The sequence below is a fragment of the Bradyrhizobium sp. 17 genome (genome assembly GCF_023073515.1).
GTDB lineage: Bacteria > Pseudomonadota > Alphaproteobacteria > Rhizobiales > Xanthobacteraceae > Bradyrhizobium > Bradyrhizobium canariense_D.
This window is the reverse complement of the sequence record NZ_JADPJQ010000067.1, coordinates 1-19,184: the sequence shown is the minus strand read 5'-3', so window position 1 is coordinate 19,184 and position 19,184 is coordinate 1. Positions and strand designations below refer to the sequence as shown.

At 62.9% G+C, this 19,184-nt stretch carries 20 protein-coding genes and 1 pseudogene; 10 read left to right on the top strand and 11 right to left on the bottom strand.

Annotated elements, in window-relative coordinates:
* Positions 1-425: TCP-1/cpn60 chaperonin family protein (locus tag IVB13_RS12135; protein ID WP_276578361.1), on the top strand; the 425-nt coding region annotated here is incomplete at its 5' end.
* A gap of 129 nt (positions 426-554) precedes the next feature.
* Here IVB13_RS12135 and IVB13_RS12130 read toward each other — a convergent pair.
* Entirely contained in the window at positions 555-764 is a 210-nt protein-coding gene (locus IVB13_RS12130; RefSeq protein WP_247489004.1) for a hypothetical protein, read from the bottom strand.
* Positions 765-932: 168 nt separating this feature from the next.
* The gene (locus tag IVB13_RS12125; protein WP_247489002.1) at positions 933-1,202 is read right to left on the bottom strand and encodes a hypothetical protein; all 270 of its coding nucleotides are present in this window, start codon (positions 1,200-1,202) and stop codon (positions 933-935) included.
* A 606-nt stretch (positions 1,203-1,808) separates the two neighbouring features.
* Here IVB13_RS12125 and IVB13_RS12120 point away from each other — a divergent pair.
* The gene (locus IVB13_RS12120) at positions 1,809-2,564 is read left to right on the top strand and encodes a helix-turn-helix domain-containing protein (RefSeq protein ID WP_247489117.1); all 756 of its coding nucleotides are present in this window, start codon (positions 1,809-1,811) and stop codon (positions 2,562-2,564) included.
* A 41-nt stretch (positions 2,565-2,605) separates the two neighbouring features.
* On the opposite strand, the gene IVB13_RS12115 is transcribed toward IVB13_RS12120, so the two are convergent.
* The 7 genes from IVB13_RS12115 to IVB13_RS12085 form a co-directional block, all read right to left on the bottom strand.
* A complete protein-coding gene (locus IVB13_RS12115; RefSeq protein ID WP_247489000.1) occupies positions 2,606-3,481 on the bottom strand; it encodes an ABC transporter permease in 876 nt (291 codons plus the stop codon).
* Positions 3,478-4,281: an ABC transporter ATP-binding protein gene (locus IVB13_RS12110; protein WP_247488998.1), complete on the bottom strand. Its 804-nt coding sequence runs from the start codon at positions 4,279-4,281 to the stop codon at positions 3,478-3,480. Before IVB13_RS12110 ends, IVB13_RS12115 begins: the two co-directional genes overlap by 4 nt.
* A 26-nt stretch (positions 4,282-4,307) precedes the next feature.
* On the bottom strand, positions 4,308-5,357 hold the full coding sequence (locus IVB13_RS12105) for an ABC transporter substrate-binding protein (RefSeq protein WP_247488996.1): 1,050 nt from the start codon (positions 5,355-5,357) through the stop codon (positions 4,308-4,310).
* Positions 5,357-6,496 (bottom strand): 3-isopropylmalate dehydrogenase, encoded by a 1,140-nt coding sequence (leuB, locus tag IVB13_RS12100; protein ID WP_247488994.1) that lies wholly within the window; start codon positions 6,494-6,496, stop codon positions 5,357-5,359. The genes IVB13_RS12105 and leuB overlap by 1 nt, the downstream gene beginning before the upstream one ends.
* Before the next feature lie 31 nt (positions 6,497-6,527).
* A complete protein-coding gene (gene leuD / locus IVB13_RS12095) occupies positions 6,528-7,154 on the bottom strand; it encodes a 3-isopropylmalate dehydratase small subunit (protein WP_247488992.1) in 627 nt (208 codons plus the stop codon).
* A complete protein-coding gene (leuC, locus tag IVB13_RS12090; protein ID WP_247489115.1) occupies positions 7,155-8,567 on the bottom strand; it encodes a 3-isopropylmalate dehydratase large subunit in 1,413 nt (470 codons plus the stop codon).
* Between the two features lie 162 nt (positions 8,568-8,729).
* Entirely contained in the window at positions 8,730-9,683 is a 954-nt protein-coding gene (locus tag IVB13_RS12085) for a LysR family transcriptional regulator (protein ID WP_247488989.1), read from the bottom strand.
* 970 nt (positions 9,684-10,653) lie between these two features.
* On the opposite strand from IVB13_RS12085, the gene IVB13_RS12080 reads away from it, so the two are divergent.
* From IVB13_RS12080 to IVB13_RS12065, 4 genes are all read left to right on the top strand, one after another.
* A complete protein-coding gene (locus tag IVB13_RS12080) occupies positions 10,654-11,619 on the top strand; it encodes a Ku protein (protein ID WP_247488987.1) in 966 nt (321 codons plus the stop codon).
* Between the two features lie 49 nt (positions 11,620-11,668).
* Positions 11,669-11,896, top strand: a complete 228-nt coding sequence (locus IVB13_RS12075) for a hypothetical protein (RefSeq protein ID WP_247488985.1) — start codon at positions 11,669-11,671, stop codon at positions 11,894-11,896.
* A gap of 222 nt (positions 11,897-12,118) precedes the next feature.
* Positions 12,119-12,346 carry a hypothetical protein gene (locus IVB13_RS12070; RefSeq protein WP_247488983.1) on the top strand — a complete coding sequence of 76 codons (228 nt, stop codon included), beginning with the start codon at positions 12,119-12,121 and terminating at the stop codon, positions 12,344-12,346.
* Between the two features lie 95 nt (positions 12,347-12,441).
* Entirely contained in the window at positions 12,442-13,347 is a 906-nt protein-coding gene (locus IVB13_RS12065) for a L,D-transpeptidase family protein (RefSeq protein ID WP_247488981.1), read from the top strand.
* A gap of 103 nt (positions 13,348-13,450) precedes the next feature.
* Here the strand turns inward: IVB13_RS12065 and IVB13_RS12060 are convergent.
* Positions 13,451-13,709 (bottom strand): annotated as a pseudogene (locus IVB13_RS12060) (hypothetical protein).
* A gap of 536 nt (positions 13,710-14,245) precedes the next feature.
* Here IVB13_RS12060 and IVB13_RS12055 point away from each other — a divergent pair.
* Positions 14,246-14,647, top strand: a complete 402-nt coding sequence (locus IVB13_RS12055; protein WP_247488979.1) for a hypothetical protein — start codon at positions 14,246-14,248, stop codon at positions 14,645-14,647.
* A 197-nt stretch (positions 14,648-14,844) separates the two neighbouring features.
* On the top strand, positions 14,845-15,510 hold the full coding sequence (locus tag IVB13_RS12050; RefSeq protein ID WP_247488977.1) for a hypothetical protein: 666 nt from the start codon (positions 14,845-14,847) through the stop codon (positions 15,508-15,510).
* A gap of 516 nt (positions 15,511-16,026) precedes the next feature.
* Here the strand turns inward: IVB13_RS12050 and IVB13_RS12045 are convergent.
* A complete protein-coding gene (locus IVB13_RS12045) occupies positions 16,027-16,236 on the bottom strand; it encodes a hypothetical protein (protein WP_247488975.1) in 210 nt (69 codons plus the stop codon).
* 585 nt (positions 16,237-16,821) lie between these two features.
* Here IVB13_RS12045 and IVB13_RS12040 point away from each other — a divergent pair.
* Both IVB13_RS12040 and IVB13_RS12035 read left to right on the top strand, forming a co-directional pair.
* On the top strand, positions 16,822-17,022 hold the full coding sequence (locus IVB13_RS12040) for a hypothetical protein (RefSeq protein WP_247488973.1): 201 nt from the start codon (positions 16,822-16,824) through the stop codon (positions 17,020-17,022).
* A gap of 1,008 nt (positions 17,023-18,030) precedes the next feature.
* Positions 18,031-19,184: hypothetical protein (locus IVB13_RS12035; RefSeq protein WP_247488971.1), on the top strand; the 1,154-nt coding region annotated here is incomplete at its 3' end.

Below are 19,184 nucleotides of genomic sequence, written 5' to 3'. Positions count from 1 at the left end.
CTGTGGAAGAAGGAATCGTGCCGGGCGGCGGCGTCGCCCTGCTCCGCGCCTCCGAGCAGCTCAAGCGCATTAAGACCCAGAACGACGACCAGAAGACCGGCGTCGAGATTGTGCGCAAGGCGCTTTCATGGCCCGCTCGCCAGATCGCGATCAACGCAGGCGAAGACGGTTCAGTGATCATCGGCAAAATCCTCGAAAAGGAGCAGTATTCCTACGGCTTCGACTCCCAAACCGGCGAATACGTCAACCTGATCTCGAAGGGCATCATCGACCCGACCAAAGTGGTGCGTGTGGCCATCCAGAACGCAGCTTCCGTCGCGGCCCTCCTGATCACCACCGAAGCCATGGTGGCCGAATTGCCGAAGAAGAACGCTGGCGGCGGCATGCCTCCGAGTGGCGGTGGCATGGGTGGTATGGATTTCTGAGTTCAACCGTTCCGAGGTCAACCGTAAGAGAGGCCCGGCAGCAATGTCGGGCCTTCACGTTGGAAGGGGTTCAAACGGCGACACTGAAACTGCTGCGGTTGCACAGCTCTCCATGGCACTAAAGACGTGCTATCGCCTTTTCTTCTTCCCAAATATTGCGTTCCAGTTGTCCTTATAGGCTTTGGATACCGCCTTCTGACCCTCGCCCATATCTTGCTTTTTCGGTGTAGCGTCCGGTTTGTCTTCAGTCTTGGTTGAAGATTCCGGCTTGGCTTGGACAACCTTGTTCTCGGCGTTCGGCGTTTTGGGCAAAGTGTCTTTGGACTTATTAACTGACATTGTTTTTCCTTACGGGCGTAGGGGCGACACGCCAGCACCCGTCTGGCTATGTAAGACGAAGCAACATGCGTTGCTATGACGGAGAATGCGACAGACCGTGGCCGGCCAAAGCTTGTTAGCAGCGGGGCAACTGCTAACGGCAGCCCGGGGCACCATTTTGTACGGCAATCATTGTGGCGGCAAGAACTCAGCCCCCAGCTTCAGCCACTTCCGGACGGTGTCTACGTCCAAAACGAGGCCGTGCTTGGCTAGATCGTCCGCAATTTGTTGCGGTACGGTGCTCCGGCTCAGCTTTGGCTCGTACTTGTAGCTGTCGAGCGCCATGCCAATGACGCTCTTGAGCAAGCTATCCCGCTCTTTGGCTTCCAGCGGCCTTTCGGGGGCGGCCGGCGTTTGCTCCGCTTCCAGTTGCCGGACCCGGGTTTCCAGTTCAGCCAAGGTTTGATCTTTTCGAGGGCGTCGCCGTCGGCACTGAGATCGTGCAGCCTGGCGAAGAAGGCTCGGGAGCAGATGAAGCCGCCCAACGCCGACGCTTCGAATCGGACTTAGAAAGCTGGCGTAGGGAGACGGACCGGATCCGTCATGGGATCGACCTGCTGCACCGCTCCCAGCGTGCATGGAGAGCCTCGGCCAGCTCGGCGGCCGCGTTGCCCTATCGCGCTTGGCTGCTGCTCAACCGTACTTTTGCTCGCGCTAATCCTCCGAGAGAAGGGGTTGCATCGGCTGGATGGCGCCTATTCCAGCTGGCCTTCATTCTCGCCTACATACCGACCTTGGCCTCGCGCCTCGAAGCGTACGCGACTGACTTTGACGCCGGTTTCGACGAGGAATCAGCCAGCCTCCTCTACATGGCTACAGGCGGCGGCAAGACGGAGGCGTTCTGTAGCCATCACCTTCAAGGTCATCGGAGTGGCGAACGGCATTCTTGCAAAAGCGGGACGACCGCCCTGCTTCGACATCAGAATTTCCGGGTCCGGGGCACAATGGGCCAGGAGACTCGCGAGACTTTCCGCCAAGGAAGTGCCCCGCAGACCTGCAAACGTGATGATCGTCCCGGGGCTGGCCTGGACGGATGAGCAACTCATCCGCGAAGGATTGCAGCGTCGAGATGCCGAAAAGGCAAGAAAGGCTCTGCAAGCGGCCTTCAGATCCGGAGCCGAAATCGCAAGTTCCTGTTCGGCCGTATTTCTGATCGCGAGCGCCGGACTTCTGGATGGCCGCCGTGCAACGACGACCTGGTGGCTTGCGCCCCTATTCCGGAATCTGTTTCCAAAAGTGATGCTTGAGGCGGAGGCGATGGTGCTGACCGACGGCAAGGTACTGACTGCAGGAGCCGCGATGGCTCAGCTGGACCTCATGCTCTCGATAGTTGCGCGCCATGCCGGACCTGAGCTCGCGGAGAGTTGCGCACGGTTTCTGTTGCTGGACCACAGGCAGTCGCAATCCCGCTACATGGCACTGTCCTATCTCGTCGCCGCAGACGAACGGATTTCTCGCGCAGAGCGGTGGGCCCGCAGTCGACTGGACCGGACCTTTTCGATCTCTGAACTCGCGACAGCCGTCGGACTGGGCGCGCGGACTTTCGCGCGCCGTTGCGAGCGTGCCACCGGACTTTCAGCGGTGAAATTTGTCCAAAAGTTGCGCGTCGACAAGGCAATGGAGTTGCTGGACACGACGCGGCTCGGCCTCGATGAAATTGCGGAGAGGGTAGGGTATGCCGACCCCTCTACGCTACGCAAGCTCCTGCATCGCGAGAGGACGACGGGTGCGCGAGCTTGGGCGAGCCAGCCACGAGAATGATGGTCGATCCAACGAAGCTCCGGTCGCGAAGGTGCGGAGAGTTATTCTGCCAGATTGTGCTGCTGCCAGCGAAGCAGGTAGGCCTGCAATCGCCAGATCAATGCGGATAGCGCAACACCGACCAGCATCAGCACGACGACCGCGACCATCATTCCCGAGGCCTCCGCGCGCGCCTCGGATTCGATGATGAGGCGGCCGATCCCCCGTTCCGCACCGATGAACTCGCCGACAATCACCCCAATCAGGGCGAACGAAATCGCAGGTGTCAGCGACGCGAAGACCCAGGCCATGGTCGAGGGGATGACCACCGTGCGGGTGATCTGCCACTCGCTGGCGCCGAGCAGCCGGGATGCGTTGACAAAGCCCTCGTCAATCGAGCGGGCGCCCTCGAACGTGTTGAAGAACACGAGAAAGACGACCACGATCCAGGACGTGACGACCTTCGACGTGTCGCCGATGCCGAAGGCCAGCACGATGATGGGTGCCAGCGCGATGCGGGGAATGGAATTCACCGCGGTGATGAACGGCTGGAAGATCGCGCTCAACTTATCCGAACGTCCGAGCACGAGGCCGGCCGCAAAGCCGCTGCTGACGCCGGTCACGAAGCCGAAGAAGGTGTTCTTCAGCGTGACGGCGGTCGCGATCCAGAGATTGTTCTCGGAGCGCGCCATGCAGCGGGCGAATTCGCCGTTGAACCAGCCGTTGAAGACACCGAGCTTGGACTTGAGGCAACTCAGGATCAGAAAATGCTCGAAGATGTCGGACGGTTTTGAGACGAAATACGGGTCGAGCAGATCCGGTACCAGCCCGGGAAGGTAGGCATGCAGGGCGTATCCCCACTGCCAGATCGACAAGAAGCAGACGCAGATCAGCATCTGCCAGGCCAGCGTCTTGCCTGGTTGGCGCGCGCGTCTCATGGCTTGCGGCCCTTGATGAACTCCTCACCTAGCGAGTGCCAGATCAGCTGGAACAGCTCGGCATAACGCGGCGTCTCCCGGATCTTCACGGCGTTACGCGGGCGATCGAAATCCACCTCGAAGGTTTCCTTGATCCGGCCGGGCCGCGCGGAAAACAGAATGATGCGGTCTGCCAGCGTCAGGGCCTCGCCGAGATCATGGGTCACGAACAGCACGGTCTGCTGCTCGCGCTCCCAGATACGAAGCAGCACATCGTGCATGTCGATCTTGGTGTGGGTGTCGAGCGCGCCGAACGGCTCGTCCATCAGCAGGACCTGCGGTTCGACGACTAGCGTTCGCATCAAGGCGGCGCGCTGGCGCATGCCGCCCGACAATGCGGAGGGGTAGGCATCGCCGAAACCCCCCAGTCCGGCTTGCGCGAGGCAAGCACGGACACGATCCTTTCGCTCCGCCGCCGGGACCCCGGCCAGCTCCAGGCCGTAGCCGATGTTGTCGGCGACGGTGCGCCAGGGAAACAGGGTATCGCGCTGGAACACATAGCCGACGTCAGGTGTCGCCCGTCCGGGCACGACGGGCACACCGTCGATCAGGATCTGGCCGCTGGTCGGCTTGACCAGTGTCGCGATCATGTTGAGGACGGTGCTCTTGCCCGAGCCGGATGGGCCCAGCAGCGCGACGAATTCGCCGCGCGGGACATTGAAGGAGACGTCGCGCACCGCCTCGATGGCCGCGCCCGCCAATTGAAAGGTCTTGCACAATCCGCGCACATCGATGCGCCGCATCTCGGGGGGCGTATCCATTTGGGGTACGTGTAAGACCTGCACCGTCAAGCCGGATAGGCCTTGCGTGCCGCTTCGATGAAGCTGGTGTTGACGACATCGGCCATCGGGAGCGGCTTGATGCCAGTCATTTCACGGAACCAGACCTTCTCGCCGCGCGCGAAGCTGGCCGCATCGATAATACATTCGTAGTCGGTGACCTTCTTCATGATCGCGATGTCGACAAGGTTCGCGTCGCGCGACGTGCTGCCGACATACGGCTCGATCGCATCATAGATCTCTTCGGGAGAATGCCCCTTGATCCACTGGGTTGCGCGCCACAGCGCCGTGACGAACGCCTGCATCTTCTGCGGGTCCTTGTCGATCGTCGACTGCAGAGTGAAGTGAGACGTCACGGGGACCTTGCCGCCGATGTACTTGACCCAGACCGTCTCGTCGGTTCCATCGAACAACAGCGCGCCCCAGCCCTGCTCGATCGAATCCTTCAGGATCGACGGCGAGTTGATGAGAACATCCACCTGCTTCGTCTTCAACGTGCCCATCATGGTGTCGACATTGCCGGTGCCGATCCAGGTCACCTTGTCGTCAAGTCCCATGGTTTCCATGTAATAGGAGGCCCAGACGTGATTGGTGCCGCCCAACGATGATACCGAGACGATCGGCTTGCGTCCGTCAGGCCGTTTCCACTTCGCCAGCGCCTGCAGGCTGGTGATGCCCTGGTCGAACAGATCCTTGCGGATGATGAAGATGGCGGCGTTGCTGCGGGTATCGACCGGCATCAGGACCCGCGCGCTGCGGCCGTGATTGCTGAGCTGCATCGGGTGGGTGATATCGCCGATGCCGATATCTCCTTGCGACGAGGCGATGATCTCGCGCGTCTTCACGCCGCTGCCGCCCTGAATCAGCTTGCAGTCGAGGCCGGCCTCCTTGAAGAACCCGGCCCGATCCGCGACGAATTGAGACTGATAGATCGGAATGGCCACCGGATAGATCACGCGGCCCGACGGGGCATCCGCCCACGCTCGCCCTGCCGCCATTGAGGCACCGGCGCCGGCGACGATCGTCAACGCGGCCCGTCTGCTGACCCGAGTTCTCATCACGCGTGCTCCCTCTCTCTGCCGACCACCTTGTCAAGCGCGTTCAAAACCGCATCGCCCATCTCCTTGGTCGAAAGTCTTTTTGCGCCGGGTTCGGCAATATCGGCCGTTCTTGCGCCCGCAGCCAGCGCCGTGTCCACGGCCTGCTCCAGCAGCGTGGCATCATCGGGCCGATTGAGGGTGATGCGCAACATCATCGCGACGCTGAGGATCGAGCCGAGCGGATTGGCGATGCCCTTGCCCGCAATGTCGGGCGCGCTGCCGTGGACCGGTTCATAGAGTGCCTTGCGCCGGCCCAGCCGGTCCGGCGGCCCGAGCGAGACTGACGGCAGCATGCCGAGCGAGCCTGACGCCATCGCGGCGCAATCGGAGAGAATGTCGCCGAAAATGTTACAGGTCACCATGACGTCGAACTGCGACGGCGCCCGCACGATCTGCATGGCGGCATTGTCGACATAGAGGTGGGTGAGCTCCACATCGGAGAATTCTGCTTCGTGCAGCGCGGTGACCTCCTCGCGCCACAGCACGCTGGTTTCCAGCACGTTGGCCTTGTCGACGGAGCAGACCCGGCCCTTGCGCGTCCGCGCCAGCTCAAACGCGGTGCGCGCCACCCGGCGGATCTGGCTGGTGGTGTATTGCTGGGTGTTGAAGCCGCGGCGCTGGCCGTCGGGCAGGGTTTCGATGCCGCGCGGCTCGCCGAAATAGATGCCGCTGGTAAGCTCGCGGATGATGATGAAATCGACATCCTTCAGCACCGCGGCCTTGAGCGGCGCCGAATCCGCCAGCGCCGGATTGGCGACGATCGGCCGGAGATTGGCATAGAGGTCGTATTTGCTGCGCAGCGACAGCAGGCTTCCCGTCTTGCGCGCGGCCGGAGGCACCTCCGTGGTTTCCGGGCCACCGGTCGCGCCCCAGAGAATGGCGTCGGCCTCCTCCATCGCCTCGGCGGTGTCATCCGGCAGCACCTTGCCGGTCGCGAGATAGGGGATGAGACCGTATTGCGCCTCGCGCAGCGCCACGGGAATACCGCGCCGCGCCGAAAACCATTTGAGGATGCGGTGGGACTGGTCGGTCACCTCAGGACCGATGCCTTCGCCGCCGACCACGGCGACCTTGATCATGTTCGAGAGCGTGTTCATGCCTGATGTGTCCTGACGATGATCTTGCCGATTATCCTGCAAAGTGAATCCATGGCCGCGCGTCGCGGTCGGATGACTGGAATGCGCGAATCTCCTGGTCGCGCCGCAACGTTAGCGAAATCTCATCCAGGCCTTCGAGCAGACCCGCACGCCGGCGCGGATCGATCTCGAACGCGTGGCGCACGCCCGAGGGCGAGGTGACCGTCTGCTCCTGAAGATCGACGCTGACTCGTCCCGCGCCCTGGCTCGCTTCGATCTCTGCAGCGAGGCTGTCGATCACGGGTTTATCCAGCACCACCGGCAGGATGCCGTTCTGGAAGCAATTGGCGAAAAAGATGTCGCCGAAGCCGGAGCCGATGATGGCGCGGATGCCCATTTCCTGCAGCGACCACACCGCCGCTTCGCGTGACGAGCCGCAGCCGAAATTCGGTCCCGTGACCAAGATTTCCGCCCCGCGGTAAGGGTCGCGATTGAGGATGAACTCCGGATTGTCCGATCCGTCGGGCAAATAGCGGAGCGAGCCGAAGGCCCATTTGCCGAGGCTGCCGCGGACCGAATTTCCGATCATGCGGTTGATGCTGATGATGACGTCGGTATCGACATTGGTGCGCATGATCGGCGCCGCCGTCGCGGTCATCTTGGTGAAAGCTTGCGCCATCTAGCGCTCCATGGTTCGGACATCGGCGATGGCGCCGGACACCGCCGCCGCCACGGCCATGGCAGGGCTCGCCAGGTGGGTGCGGGCGCGGGGCCCTTGCCGGCCGATGAAATTCCGGTTCGACGTCGACACCGAGCGCTGGCCGGGCGGCACCGTCTCGCCGTTGGCGGCGAGGCACATCGAGCAACCGGGCTCGCGCCATTCGAAGCCCGCCTCGAGAAAAATCTTGTCGAGCCCCTCGGCCACCGCCTCGCGCTTCACGGTCTCCGAACCCGGCACGACCCAGGCGCGCACGCCCGGCGCGACCTTGCGGCCGCGCGCGACTTCGGCCGCGGCGCGCAGATCGCTGAGGCGGCTGTTTGTGCAGGAGCCGATGAAGACCCAATCGACCTTCGTGCCGGCGATCGGCGCGCCCGGCTTCAGGCCCATATAGTCGAGCGCGATCTCGATCGCGCTGCGGCGGGCCGGATCGGCGATATCAGCGGGATCCGGGATACGGCCATCGACGCCGAGGACATGCTCGGGACTGGTGCCCCAGGTGATCTGCGGGATGATGGCCCCGACGTCGATCGTGATCTCGCGATCGAACACCGCGTCGCTGTCGCTGCGAAGCGTCCGCCACGCCCCGACGGCGCGGTCCCACATCTCGCCTTGCGGCGCGTAAGGACGGCCGCGGATATAGGCGAACGTCGTCTCGTCCGGCGCGATCAGCCCCATCTTGGCGCCGAGCTCGACCGAGAGATTGCAGATGGTGAGCCGTCCTTCGACCGGCAGGTCCCGGACCGCACTGCCGGCATATTCGACGGCATAGCCGGAGCCGCCGGCGGCGCCGACATGGCCGATCAAGGCGAGGATGAGATCTTTCGCGGTGACGCCGAACGGTAGCCGCCCGTCGAAATTCACGCGCATGGTTTTCGGCCGGCGCTGGATGATGGTCTGGGTCGCCAGCACATGGATAAGCTCGCTGGAGCCGATGCCGAAGGCGAGCGCGCCGAGCCCGCCATGGGTGCAGGTGTGGCTGTCGCCGCAGACGATGAGGCAGCCGGGCAGGCTGAGACCGAGCTCGGGGCCGATGACATGGACGATGCCCTGCCCGGGCTGGTCGAGGTCGAACAGCCGGATGTTGCTGGCAGACGTCTCGGTTCGCAACGCCGCCAGCAGATCCCACCCGGTCTTGATCGTGCCGGCCCGCCCGGACGCCGTCGAAATCGCATGATCGGGCGTGGCGAAGGTCAGTTCGGGATTGTGGACCGGAGTGTTGCGGCTTTTGAGATCGAGCAGGCCGCGGGAGCCGCCGAGGTCGTGCAGCAGATGGCGATCCACATGAAGCAGATCGGTATCGTCGCTGAGCTGAGCAACGACATGCTGATCCCAGATTTTGGCCAGCAGCGTGCGACCGCGCGTGTCCACGATCCGTCCTCCCAAGTTCGGCATCTGATGTGCCGTATGTGCTGCCGATCATGCCGACCGACGGCCATTCGGGAAGAAGGATAGAAGAGCGTCCCGCAAATGTGCAGTGACGGTTTGGCAGGGTGCCATCGCGGCCGGCGATGGCCGGCGTTGGCGCGAGCGGCGTCAGCTTCGGCCGCGCGCGACCGTCAGCCGGTCGGAGACGCCGCCCGTGGTGAGACGCGCCTCATCCGGGGTCCGCAAATGGTCCACCAGCAGCTTCGTGACCGGGGGCAGCGACTTGTAATCGCGCACGCCCATGACGAGCTCGCGCCGGGCCCAGGGCTCGTCGAGCGGGACGGTGACGAGGCTGTCGATGCCGTACCGGCCGCGGACGATCTCGAGCGGCACCACGCCGACCCCCATTTTGGCATCGATCACCCGAAACAGCGCATCGAAACTGCTGACGCGGATGCGCACCTTCATGTGCTGCCCGAGAGAAGCGGCGGCCCTGACACACAGTGTCTCGATCGAGCTCCCCTTCTCCAAGCTGACGAAGTCGAAATCGACCAGCTCGCGGAAGCGAATGTTGCTGCGGCCGGCCAGCGCGTGGTCGCGCGTGACCAGGGCGACCAAGCTGTCGCTGCGATAGGACAGCAACTCCAGATCCTGCCCGTCGATGTTGCCGCCGAAAATGCCGATGTCGGCCCGGTTCTCCACCACCGCGCGCACGATCGCCGGGCTGAGATCCTCCTCGATGTCGATGTGGACCAGCGGATGCCGCTCCAGGAACACGCTGAGCTCGTCGGCGAGAGCTTCGAGGATCGCAGACTTGTTGGCGCAGATCCGGATCAGCCCGCGCTTGCCCTGCCGGTATCCGGTCAGCTCGCTCTCGAGCTTGCTGAGGTTGCCGAGGATGATCCGGGCATGCTCGAGCAGGGCAAACCCGGCCGGTGTCGGCTCGATTCCCTTCGAATGGCGATGCAGAAGCTCGACCTGGAACAAATCCTCGATGTCCGAGATGCGGCGGCTGACCGCGGACGCGGCGATGTTCTTCTTCTCCGCCGCCTTCGCGATGCTCTGCTCCTCGACGATCGCCACGAACAATTGCAGCGTCAGAAGATCGATTTTAGCCGTCATCCGACAAATCCTCCGAGCGGTTACAGATGGCTAACAGGGACAAGCTTGGCGATCCACCACAAGTGCGGCTCAGATTGCGAGCCGCAGCACCTGCTCTGGTGCTGAGTGTCAGCATTTAGCCGCGGCTTCCTCAAGCTCGTTGAATGCAGAGAGCGAGGAGTCCGCTCCGCCGCCGTGGAACGCAAAACGCCGTGCTCGGCCCAAAAAAGCCTCAGCGAGCTTGATAACGATCACGCTGCACCACCTGCATTGCGTATATCTCGCCCGGCCGTTCCGACACCCACCGCACGGCCTGCATCTTTTCCCATTTCCGGCCTTGGAAAGCCTCGCCTCTGTTGTCCTTGTTATGTTCTAATCGGTCGTGACCGAAGCACCATCCAACGCCCTTCTCAAAAGGAGGGCGGTTGCCAGGGACTCGTCAATGGCAGGAGTAATGGACTTACGGCGATCTCCGCAATCGTCGCCGCGGCCATGAAGAAATCGCTTGTCCATCTCACCGCTTAGGCGGCCTCTGCTACGACTCTCGGCGCCGCGAGCTTGTCAGGGACAACCCGGACCGGCTTGAACTCGGTCTCGGTTTCGGCCACCCTTTCACAACCGGGACACACAAAGGAGACATCTGGCTCGTCCTGCTTTCGCGCGCCCCAGGGAGCCGTTCCCGGGCGTAGCCGGTCGACACCTTCGAGCGGAGCTCGTCCAGCTGCTCCTCCAGAAACTCGTTCGCGACCAGCAGGACCTTCACGGTTTCCCGGGCATCGCCGCCGCACGCCGCAATCGCCCTAGTCGCGAATGCTTTCCAAGGCAATGGACAGGGGCTCGGTCCGGTCGCAAGCGCCTTTCATACGGCCATGTTCCCTTTTCGTTCGTAGAGTCAAGGAGGCGATTTCCGACCTCTGTGGCGCAGCAGCCGGTGCCGAATGAATCGCGTGGATAGCGGCCTGCGTGTCGGAACCGGCGCCCTTCGTTCGTCTTGAGTCCAAGTCCCCATACCCGGAGCGTTGCGTACACATGGCCCCGCGCGAACTGGAAAGGCTTTCTGAGGCTCTCGCTCGTCACGTGCCCCGTCGCGCTCTACCCGGCGACGTCGGAGAGCGAGAAGATCTCGTTCAACCAGCTCAATCGGCAGACCGGCCACCGCATCAAGTATCTCAAGGTCGACGCCGACACGGGCGACGAGGTGCCGAACGAGGACATCGTCAAGGGCTACAAGGTGGACACCGACACCTTCATCGAGGTCACCAAGGAGGAGCTCGAGAACGTCGCGCTGGAATCCACCCGGACCATCGAGATCGACGAATTCGTCGACAAGACCGACATCGATCCGCGCTACCTGATCCGCCCCTACTACCTGCGTCCAGACGGCAAGGTCGGGCATGACGCCTTCGCGGTGATCCGCGAGACCATCCGGGAGATGGACAAGGTCGCGATCGGGCGCCTGGTGCTGACCAGCCGCGAGCACATCATCGCGCTGGAGCCGCTGGACAAGGGGCTGATGGGGACGCTGCTGCGCTACCCCTACGAAGTGCGCGATCCCAAGGAGTATTTCGACGAGATTCAGGACGTCAAAGTCACCAAGGACATGCTCGACCTGGCCCGGCACATCGTGAACCAGAAATCCGGATCCTTCGAACCCGACAAGTTCGAGGACCAGTACGAAACGGCGCTGGTCGACCTCATCAACCAGAAGCGCGCCGGCAAGCCGATCGTGCCGAAGGACCGGCCGAAAGGCGAGAACGTCGTCGATCTGATGGACGCGCTACGCAAGAGCGTCGTCGGCGCGGCGGCCGAGACGACGGCTGCCAAGAAGCCGGTCAAGAAGGCCAAGAAGGCGGCGGCCGGCCAGAAGGAGATGCTGATGCCGATCGCGGGCAAGAAGCCGGCCAAGGAAACAGCAGTGAAGAAGCCCGCGTCAGGGGCGCGGCGGAAGTCGGCTTAGAAACCTGGTGTCTCGATGGCGCTTGCTACAGCAAACGTAGGAGGACCGCATGGATGACCGCGAAACCTCGGCGATGACGGAGGCCTCCGGGCTGACGAAAGATCAGGGCGGCTTTGAGAATCCTCCTCGGGAAACGCCGCGGACGAGGACGCAAACGGACCTCCGGCAGTCCGTGGATGAACTGGCCGAGCGGCTCCGGAAGGCGACGGTGGAGGCGCCGCTGCGCTCGCTGTTGGCGGCCTTCGTACTGGGAGTCTGGTTCGCTCGGCGGCGTTGAGCGCGGCCGCCGGCAGTCTCCATCACCAAAGCTGAAGACTTACCGGACATCGCTTGGCATCCACGAACTCGCCATCGCGGGCCCTCGATCGAGGCGGCGCTGGAGACGTGGGGGCGCCGGCACGACCGCCTGGCCGGGAATGAGTGGCCGGAATTATACGGTCGGAACGGAACTTGTCCGCGACGCGTTGACCAGGCAGAGATCCAGATTCGGAGAATGCAGATGAAATGTATCATGTCAGTGGCCTTGGTGGCCGCGATCTCGTTCGCCTTGGCGCCCGCCGCCAACGCCAAGGGCTGCATCAAAGGGGCCATCGTCGGTGGCGTCGCTGGTCACATGGCCGGACACGGCAAGCTTGGCGCCGCCGCGGGTTGCGCCATTGGTCACCACGAAGCGAACAAGGCCGACGCCAGCAAGGCAAACGCTCAGGCGCCTGCGGATCGAAAGTGACGGGCTTGCGTCTCCGCGCGCCGGGTCGGAGCGCGGCATTTGGTGGTATCTTTATTTGCCTAATGTTGGCGACGAGCTCCGCATTCGGCAAGGAAATGAAGGCTGCGGTGATCGACACCGCGGAGCCATCGAAAAAGACGCTCTCGAGCGAGAAGCCGACCCCGGCGGGGGTCAGGCTGCAGGTTCTGCTCGACCGGGCGCACTTCTCCCCTGGCGAGGTTGATGGCAGGTTCGGAGAGAATGCGAAGAAGGCCCTACGCGCCTATGAGGAGGCGCAGCAATTGCCGCCCTCGGACGACGTCGGTCCCGAGGTTTGGGGGAAGCTCGCAGCGGACGGTCGTCCCGTGACGATGAACTACACCATCGCGGACCAGGACGTCGCAGGACCGTTCCTCAAGAAGCTTCCCGCGAAGATGGAGGACATGAAGGACATCCCGAAGCTGTCCTACGCGAGCCCGCGCGAAGGTTTGGCCGAGAAGTTTCATATGAGCGAGGACCTGCTGTCCGCCTTGAATCCGGGGCGCAACCTCGACCGGGCGGGCGAGTCGATCGTCGTGATCGACACCGGGGCCGAGCAGAGCTCCGAGAAGGCGGCCAAGGTCGAAGTCGACAAGTCTCGCCAGACGGTGAAACTGTTCGACAGGTCGAACGCCCTGATTGGATTCTATCCCGCGACGATCGGCAGTGAGGAGAAGCCATCTCCCTCGGGCACATTGAAAGTTACGGAGATCGATCGCAATCCGACCTACCGCTACAACCCGGCCTACCACTTCAAGGGCGTCCATTCGCGCAAGCCGTTCGTCATCAAGCCGGGCCCGAACAATCCGGTCGGTTCGATGTGGATCAATCTCTCGGCAGATGGCTACGGGATCCACGGCACGCCGTTCCCGGGAAAGGTGTCCAAGTCGGAATCGCACGGGTGTGTCCGTCTCACCAACTGGGACGCCGAACGCGTCGCGGAACGGCTTTCCAAGGGCACGCCGGTAGAATTCGTCCACTAAGGGGATCGGGGCCGCCGATAGAGAAGACGACGCGGGGCACATCGCAATTTTGAGAGCCAAGCGTGTTGCGGCGGCACAAATTACGTCCGCTCGCGGGCCAGTGTTAGGGCGTGCATTCCGGGCAGGTATCGCCGATCGAATCCAGGAGTTCGCGGACCTCGGCCACCGCCTGATCCGGAGACAAGCCGGTCGGGGGGCCTGCCTGGCGATGGCCAACGCGTGCTCTCGCGCTTGCGGATCGGCACTTCCTTCGCCCAGCCGTGCTCCTCGCATTCGTGGATGGCGCCGGCTCCCTGCAGCACGTGGATCGCCCAGCCGCGCAGCGTGCGGATGGCCCGCGGTCTTTCCTTCGTCATCAGCATCGATATCGCTCCTGCCGGGACGGATCCTTTGGACCCCGGGTTCGTTCCTGGCGGTTAGCACGGGTCAGGGATTCCGGAATGCAGAGGCTCCGGCTTTTCCCACCTGTTCCGCGGCCTGTGCAGATCAGGCATCGCGGCCACGTCCGCGCCGCTGGCGGCAGGTGGCGGAGCGCCGCGAGCGCGGAATCGCGGGTCCCGCCGGCGCGGCGGCGTGGCGGAGACCGTCCGGTCGCCGGAGGCCATCCGAACGCGTTTCGACAGATGAATCCTTGAGAACGAATCCTTGGAAACCGAATCCTTGAAATTTTTGCTCGGAAAACGAATCCCTGAAAAACGAATTCGTGGATTGGCCACAAAATGCCGCTTCTGCCGGATCTTCGACCAGCGGTGGGACCCGCGCGCCATGGCGTCCTACCGCACTTCCCCGCGCAGGACTGGCAACTTCCGGCGCCATTTTCTTGCCGCGGATGGCTACAATTTGTTGCCGGCATCCGACTCGCCGCCAAGGTTTGCATGCCGCAGGGAAGGATTCGTGGATGAAGGATGTTCGGGCGCTCAGGCTGGCCCGTTGGCTTTTTACAGCTGCTGGCGTTTACGGTGTCGCTGTCCTATTGCCCCTCTACTTCCTCGAGGCAAACATCGCCGTGGGTACGGGGGTCTTGGCCCATCCGGAATACTTCTATGGCTTCGTCGGTACCGCTCTCGCCGCACAAGGCGTATTTTTCATGATTGCCTATGATCCGCTACGCTTTCGACCGGCGATGCTGTTCGCCGTTTTGGAAAAGCTGGCGTTCGCCGTCCCGGTCTTTGCGCTATTTGGATCCGGTCGTGTTGTCGGCTCTGTGGTGCCGTTCGGCGCCATCGACTTCTTCTGGGCGATCGTATTCGCGTCTTTGTGGCTCCTAACCGTCAAGGCTGCCTCGGACGCTCGGTTTTGATCTGCCTCATAGATGCAATTGGATGCTCTTGGAGGGCGCGCAACGCCTGCCGAGCACCCTGATGTAGGCGGCGACCGTCCGAGTGGCGTCGTTCCAAAAAGGCCCTCCGGTCGGCCAACCTATATGGGGCATATAGTCGCCCGTTAGAGGCTGCTCGGGCTACCGCTCGTTAAGGCGTGGCGGATAGTTTTTGGACCATGCGATACACGGACGGTTCATTTGCCGATGTGAAGTCCATCAGTCAGCAGGCCATGTGCCGGTACTGGGCACGCACGGCCGGCGATCTGCCCTTTCCTTCGCTCGACCAGTTCAGGCCCGAAGCGCGGCTGCACGACTCAAAACAACTCATCATCTGGAGCGTTGAGCGCCGGGAAGACGGGCGCACATTTCGCGCGCTTTACCAATGTACCAGCGTTGGAGAGGTCTTCAATTCGAGCTGGGCCGGGAAATCGATGGAAGAGGTTCTTCCACCAGCCCTGAAGGAGTTCGGTCTAGCCGCCGCCGAGCAGTGCGTGGCCAGCGGCTGCGCCATCTACAGCGTGTTTTCGACCTACAACAGCGGCGGCCATACGATCGATTGTGAGCGCTTGCTCCTGCCTTTGGGACGCGACGGCCGGGTCGAGCAATTGGTTGGCTCCCTTCAACTGATCAGCATGGCGGGATCGTTCAACCGCGAGACCGTCATCCGACACTTCGAATGGAAAACGGAGGTATCCTGCGCAATCCGTATCTACGCTTCAGCCGGTCTCCAGCAATCATCACAATCGACGAGCCAAAAGCCGGAAGCGACTCGCTTTCAACGGAGTGCCGACGGCGCGCCTGAGGAATCGGCCGGATTGGGCGCGGCTCGTCCAGACGGCTAGACAGCAGCGCGGCTGGTAGCCGACCCCGGATTGCTACGGTCCCACCGGTGCATGATCGTTTACTATCTGCAACTATATTGCATCCATGGATCTCCAGTACGACCCCGAGCGCCAGGCCGTCGGGGCGATGAAGCTTGCCGCCGAAGCCGATGGGCCGGAGCGGCAGAGATGGATCTCCGCCGCGCTGGCGTGGTCGGAATTGAGTCGCCTACGCGGGACTGCCGAGCACAACGGGACGGAAGGGTGGCCTATTCGGCAGCCCGTCACCGGTGGAGCGCGCAGCGTCTCCTCCGCCGCCCTTTCAAGCGGCTAGGGTCGCGTTCAGGACGAAATGCGATGCCGCACCCGTCTACGACCTCGAATCCTCGCTGGTGAGGCCAGAACCACCGGCCGGGTACGCGAGCTTGGTTATCGCGAGGCTCCGTTGGCGGGCTCTCTCGGCGTGGCTGCGGGAAGTCCGCCACGCTCGATCGGCGGCGCGCTGCGCCAGATCAAGAACGACAGGGGCGTGGCGCGTCAGGACTCACCGGGTCCGGAGAAGCTCGATGGAGGCGGCGTCGTGCGCGGCGCCGGCAGCGGCCGTTCGGTCGCGCCCGGTCCTGCGGCGCCGCGCTTGGAGTCGTACAGCTTGGCGAGATCCAGGAGACGACGCCGAGTGAACGGATCAGCCTTTTCGGCCATACCGCGGACTCGTTGGGCCAGACCTCGGTAGAACTCCTGCTCCATGACACGCCCCTCGACATCACTGCCCGGAGTTGAGTGCTCTGCGGTCGCGGAGTCAAGAAGGCCCGCAATAGTGCGTAAACGCGACCAGCAGTTCATCGGGCAGCTTGAGCTCCCGATGTCGGCTGAACTAGAGTGCCATCGCAGGGGGGAAACAGATGGCCATGCTCCATCCGGTCCGGAAGGCGTGCCCGGCGTGCGGCAAGCCGATGAAAGCTGTGCCTGACGAAGCTTCGGAAGGCCGGCCGCGGTACGTCTGCACCAACTGCAACGACGACCCTCTGCGCGACCCCAACGCCCTCAAATGGGCGCACGGCCCGCTGCGGCCTCCCGAGCCGTAGGTCTTCGCGTTGCGAGCGGAGTCCTCGTGCGCATGGAACGGGCTCGGCCGGATGCCGTTGGTGCCGCGCGCCTCGCGCGAATGCAAGGCCTTGCGTGGCTCCGCCCTCAAGCCCCCCGCCCTCAAAAGGCGGGGCCACGCTCAATCCTCTCCGTCCTTCCGCAGAAATTTTCGTCATCCATAACTTGCGTGAATCCCAGGCTGGGCGGGTTCAGGCAGGATGCTGCTTTCGCTGGGGGAGACCTCCAATGTTCGATGCTGAAACCACCGCGCTGTTGCGCGCGGTTCTCGAAGATGTGTGCGAGAGCGTGTCTTGCTACCAGACCGCTGCCCGCACCCACGTGGCCTCGATGATCCTCGAAGCCGCCAGCAAGGGCGAGACCTCGGTCGATGGGTTGAAGCAGATCGGCAGGAGTGCACTTCGCGGGGCGCCGATCGTGCGGAATTGACCGCCTCGCCAGTTCTACGACCGCGCGACGTCGGCTTTGGGGTCGGCAAAGCCGCCGATCACGCTCAAGCAGGGCGAGTTTCGCGTCAGCGTACGGAGCGGATCCTTATGGGTACAGACCCTCAGCCGAGGCTATCCCCGATCTGTCGTAGTCGCTTCGCCTCCAGGTGCACCTGGTCGACACACCGCTGCACCGGACCCGGGTACTCTTGCTCGATCCAAGGCTCATCGGCAAAGCGAACGTCCTCGATCTTCGACAGCCGAAGGCAAATCCACCTGGCTTGTGGCGTACGCTTCGTGCGCGCGCTCGCTTCCACAAGGAGAACGAATGCGCGCTCCTCTCCGGTCGTGTGGCCCAGATCGAACCTGAGGCCGTCGGAACGGCTACAGCAAGAATGAGTTTTCCGGGATGTGGGCTGCGAACCTCGGAGACGCCGCGATGATCGAAACGTCTAACATCCTGGTGAAATGCCCCCGTTGCGGCACATGGCCTATGGCCGCGATCCTTTCGAAACCGACGAACCTTCTGCAGCACATTCGTTTCACGTGCCCGAAATGTCGTCACCAGGAGGAGGGTCGGCTAAGCCGAACGGCACAGCAAGGCTTCGACGCCGCTTAGGAATCGGTGTAGATCCCGACGGGAGGCTCTCGAGCCGAGCAAGCCGCATGATATTCACCTTGTCAGTCTAGGCGACCCCGTCGGCGGCGGCGTAGTGACCTACATGCTCGGGGGAGTTCAATATGTGGCTGTCGCCGGCGGAATGAAAAATCCCATCGTTCTTAGACAGCGGACCGGCGTGGGTCGCAATTTTATCACTCCCGGGTCGGCCGAAGCCGTAAGCCTCGGCTTCGGCCCCCTCCTGCCGGCGGCGGATACGGTGATGCCCGCCACCAAGCCCGTATTTCGCTGCTTTTGACGCTCAGACTGCGTGCGATGTTAGCCTTGGAGGCATGCCGTCCGGATTGAGAAGGCCCACTTCAACGTGCGCATGCGGAGAGGCGGTGACCCATGAGACGTATCAGACTGCTTTTCGCCGGAATCGTCTTGCTTTCCGTCGATGCCCACGCCCAGGAGGCGGCGATCAAAATCGATCCTTCGAAAATGATGCGGGTGGGCTCGATCGACGAGCGGTTCCAGTCCTACAACATCGAAATGTTAGAAGTTACCGGCGGGATGTTCTGGAAGCCATACGGTTCGGTTTCGCGAAAGCAACTAAGCGGCACTTCGCAGAAATCGGATGTCCCCGCCGGCATGGACGCCAATCTGTACGAATATCGTCCGCCGGTCGATCTTTCGAACGGCAAGCTTCGCAAGCTCGCATCTGCGTTGGGCCCGGCGTACGTTCGAGTGAGCGGAACGTGGGCGAATACGACGTACTTCGCGGACGCGGATCCGGCGCCTTCGTCGCCGCCGTCCGGATTCAGCGGCGTGCTCAGCCGCGAACGGTGGAAGGGAGTGGTCGATTTCGCGGCGGCGAGCGGTGCGAAGATCGTGACTTCGATGGCGATCAGTCCTGGGGTTCGCGATTCAGCCGGCGTCTGGACGCCTGGCCAGGCGAGGCGGCTTTTCGATTACACGCGTTCGATCGGCGGCGACATCGCAGCGGCCGAATTCATGAACGAACCTACGATGGCGACGATGGGGGGCGCGCCGAAAGGCTACGACGCGGAGTCCTTCGGTCGCGACTTCAAGCTCTTCGCGTCGTTCGCCAGGCAGGCGGCTTCGGGCATGCGCATCCTGGGCCCTGGCTCCGTAGGCGAGACGACGGCTCCGGATGCGATGATACACTACGGGTCTCAGGGCGTGATAGCGACGTCTGACATGCTTCGACGGATGGGTACGGACCTCGACGCGTTTTCCTACCATCACTATGGAGCGGCCTCGCAACGATGCGCAGGAACGGCCGGAATGCCGCAGACGAGCGCTGATACGGCGCTCTCCGAAGAGTGGCTCGCCCGCACCGACCTGACCCTCGCGTTCTATCGCAACCTTCGTGACGAGTTTGATCCCGGAAAGCCGATGTGGCTTACCGAGACGGCCGATGCCGCCTGCGGCGGAAATCCCTGGGCCTCCACGTTTCTCGATACTTTCCGATATCTCGACCAGTTGGGGCGCTTGGCGAGGCAAGGTGTTCAAGTGGTGATGCACAACACTTTGGCGGC

Excerpts from the sequence above, each read along its gene's own strand:
- IVB13_RS12130 (WP_247489004.1), bottom strand. The coding sequence starts at position 764 with ATGTCAGTTAATAAGTCCAAAGACACTTTGCCCAAAACGCCGAACGCC.
- IVB13_RS12120 (WP_247489117.1), top strand. The coding sequence starts at position 1,809 with ATGATCGTCCCGGGGCTGGCCTGGACGGATGAGCAACTCATCCGCGAA.
- IVB13_RS12115 (WP_247489000.1), bottom strand. The coding sequence starts at position 3,481 with ATGAGACGCGCGCGCCAACCAGGCAAGACGCTGGCCTGGCAGATGCTG.
- IVB13_RS12110 (WP_247488998.1), bottom strand. The coding sequence starts at position 4,281 with ATGGATACGCCCCCCGAGATGCGGCGCATCGATGTGCGCGGATTGTGC.
- IVB13_RS12105 (WP_247488996.1), bottom strand. The coding sequence starts at position 5,357 with ATGAGAACTCGGGTCAGCAGACGGGCCGCGTTGACGATCGTCGCCGGC.
- leuB (WP_247488994.1), bottom strand. The coding sequence starts at position 6,496 with ATGAACACGCTCTCGAACATGATCAAGGTCGCCGTGGTCGGCGGCGAA.
- leuD (WP_247488992.1), bottom strand. The coding sequence starts at position 7,154 with ATGGCGCAAGCTTTCACCAAGATGACCGCGACGGCGGCGCCGATCATG.
- IVB13_RS12085 (WP_247488989.1), bottom strand. The coding sequence starts at position 9,683 with ATGACGGCTAAAATCGATCTTCTGACGCTGCAATTGTTCGTGGCGATC.
- IVB13_RS12075 (WP_247488985.1), top strand. The coding sequence starts at position 11,669 with ATGGATGACCGCGAAACCTCGGCGATGACGGAGGCCTCCGGGCTGACG.
- IVB13_RS12070 (WP_247488983.1), top strand. The coding sequence starts at position 12,119 with ATGAAATGTATCATGTCAGTGGCCTTGGTGGCCGCGATCTCGTTCGCC.
- IVB13_RS12065 (WP_247488981.1), top strand. The coding sequence starts at position 12,442 with ATGAAGGCTGCGGTGATCGACACCGCGGAGCCATCGAAAAAGACGCTC.
- IVB13_RS12055 (WP_247488979.1), top strand. The coding sequence starts at position 14,246 with ATGAAGGATGTTCGGGCGCTCAGGCTGGCCCGTTGGCTTTTTACAGCT.
- IVB13_RS12050 (WP_247488977.1), top strand. The coding sequence starts at position 14,845 with ATGCGATACACGGACGGTTCATTTGCCGATGTGAAGTCCATCAGTCAG.
- IVB13_RS12045 (WP_247488975.1), bottom strand. The coding sequence starts at position 16,236 with ATGGAGCAGGAGTTCTACCGAGGTCTGGCCCAACGAGTCCGCGGTATG.
- IVB13_RS12040 (WP_247488973.1), top strand. The coding sequence starts at position 16,822 with ATGTTCGATGCTGAAACCACCGCGCTGTTGCGCGCGGTTCTCGAAGAT.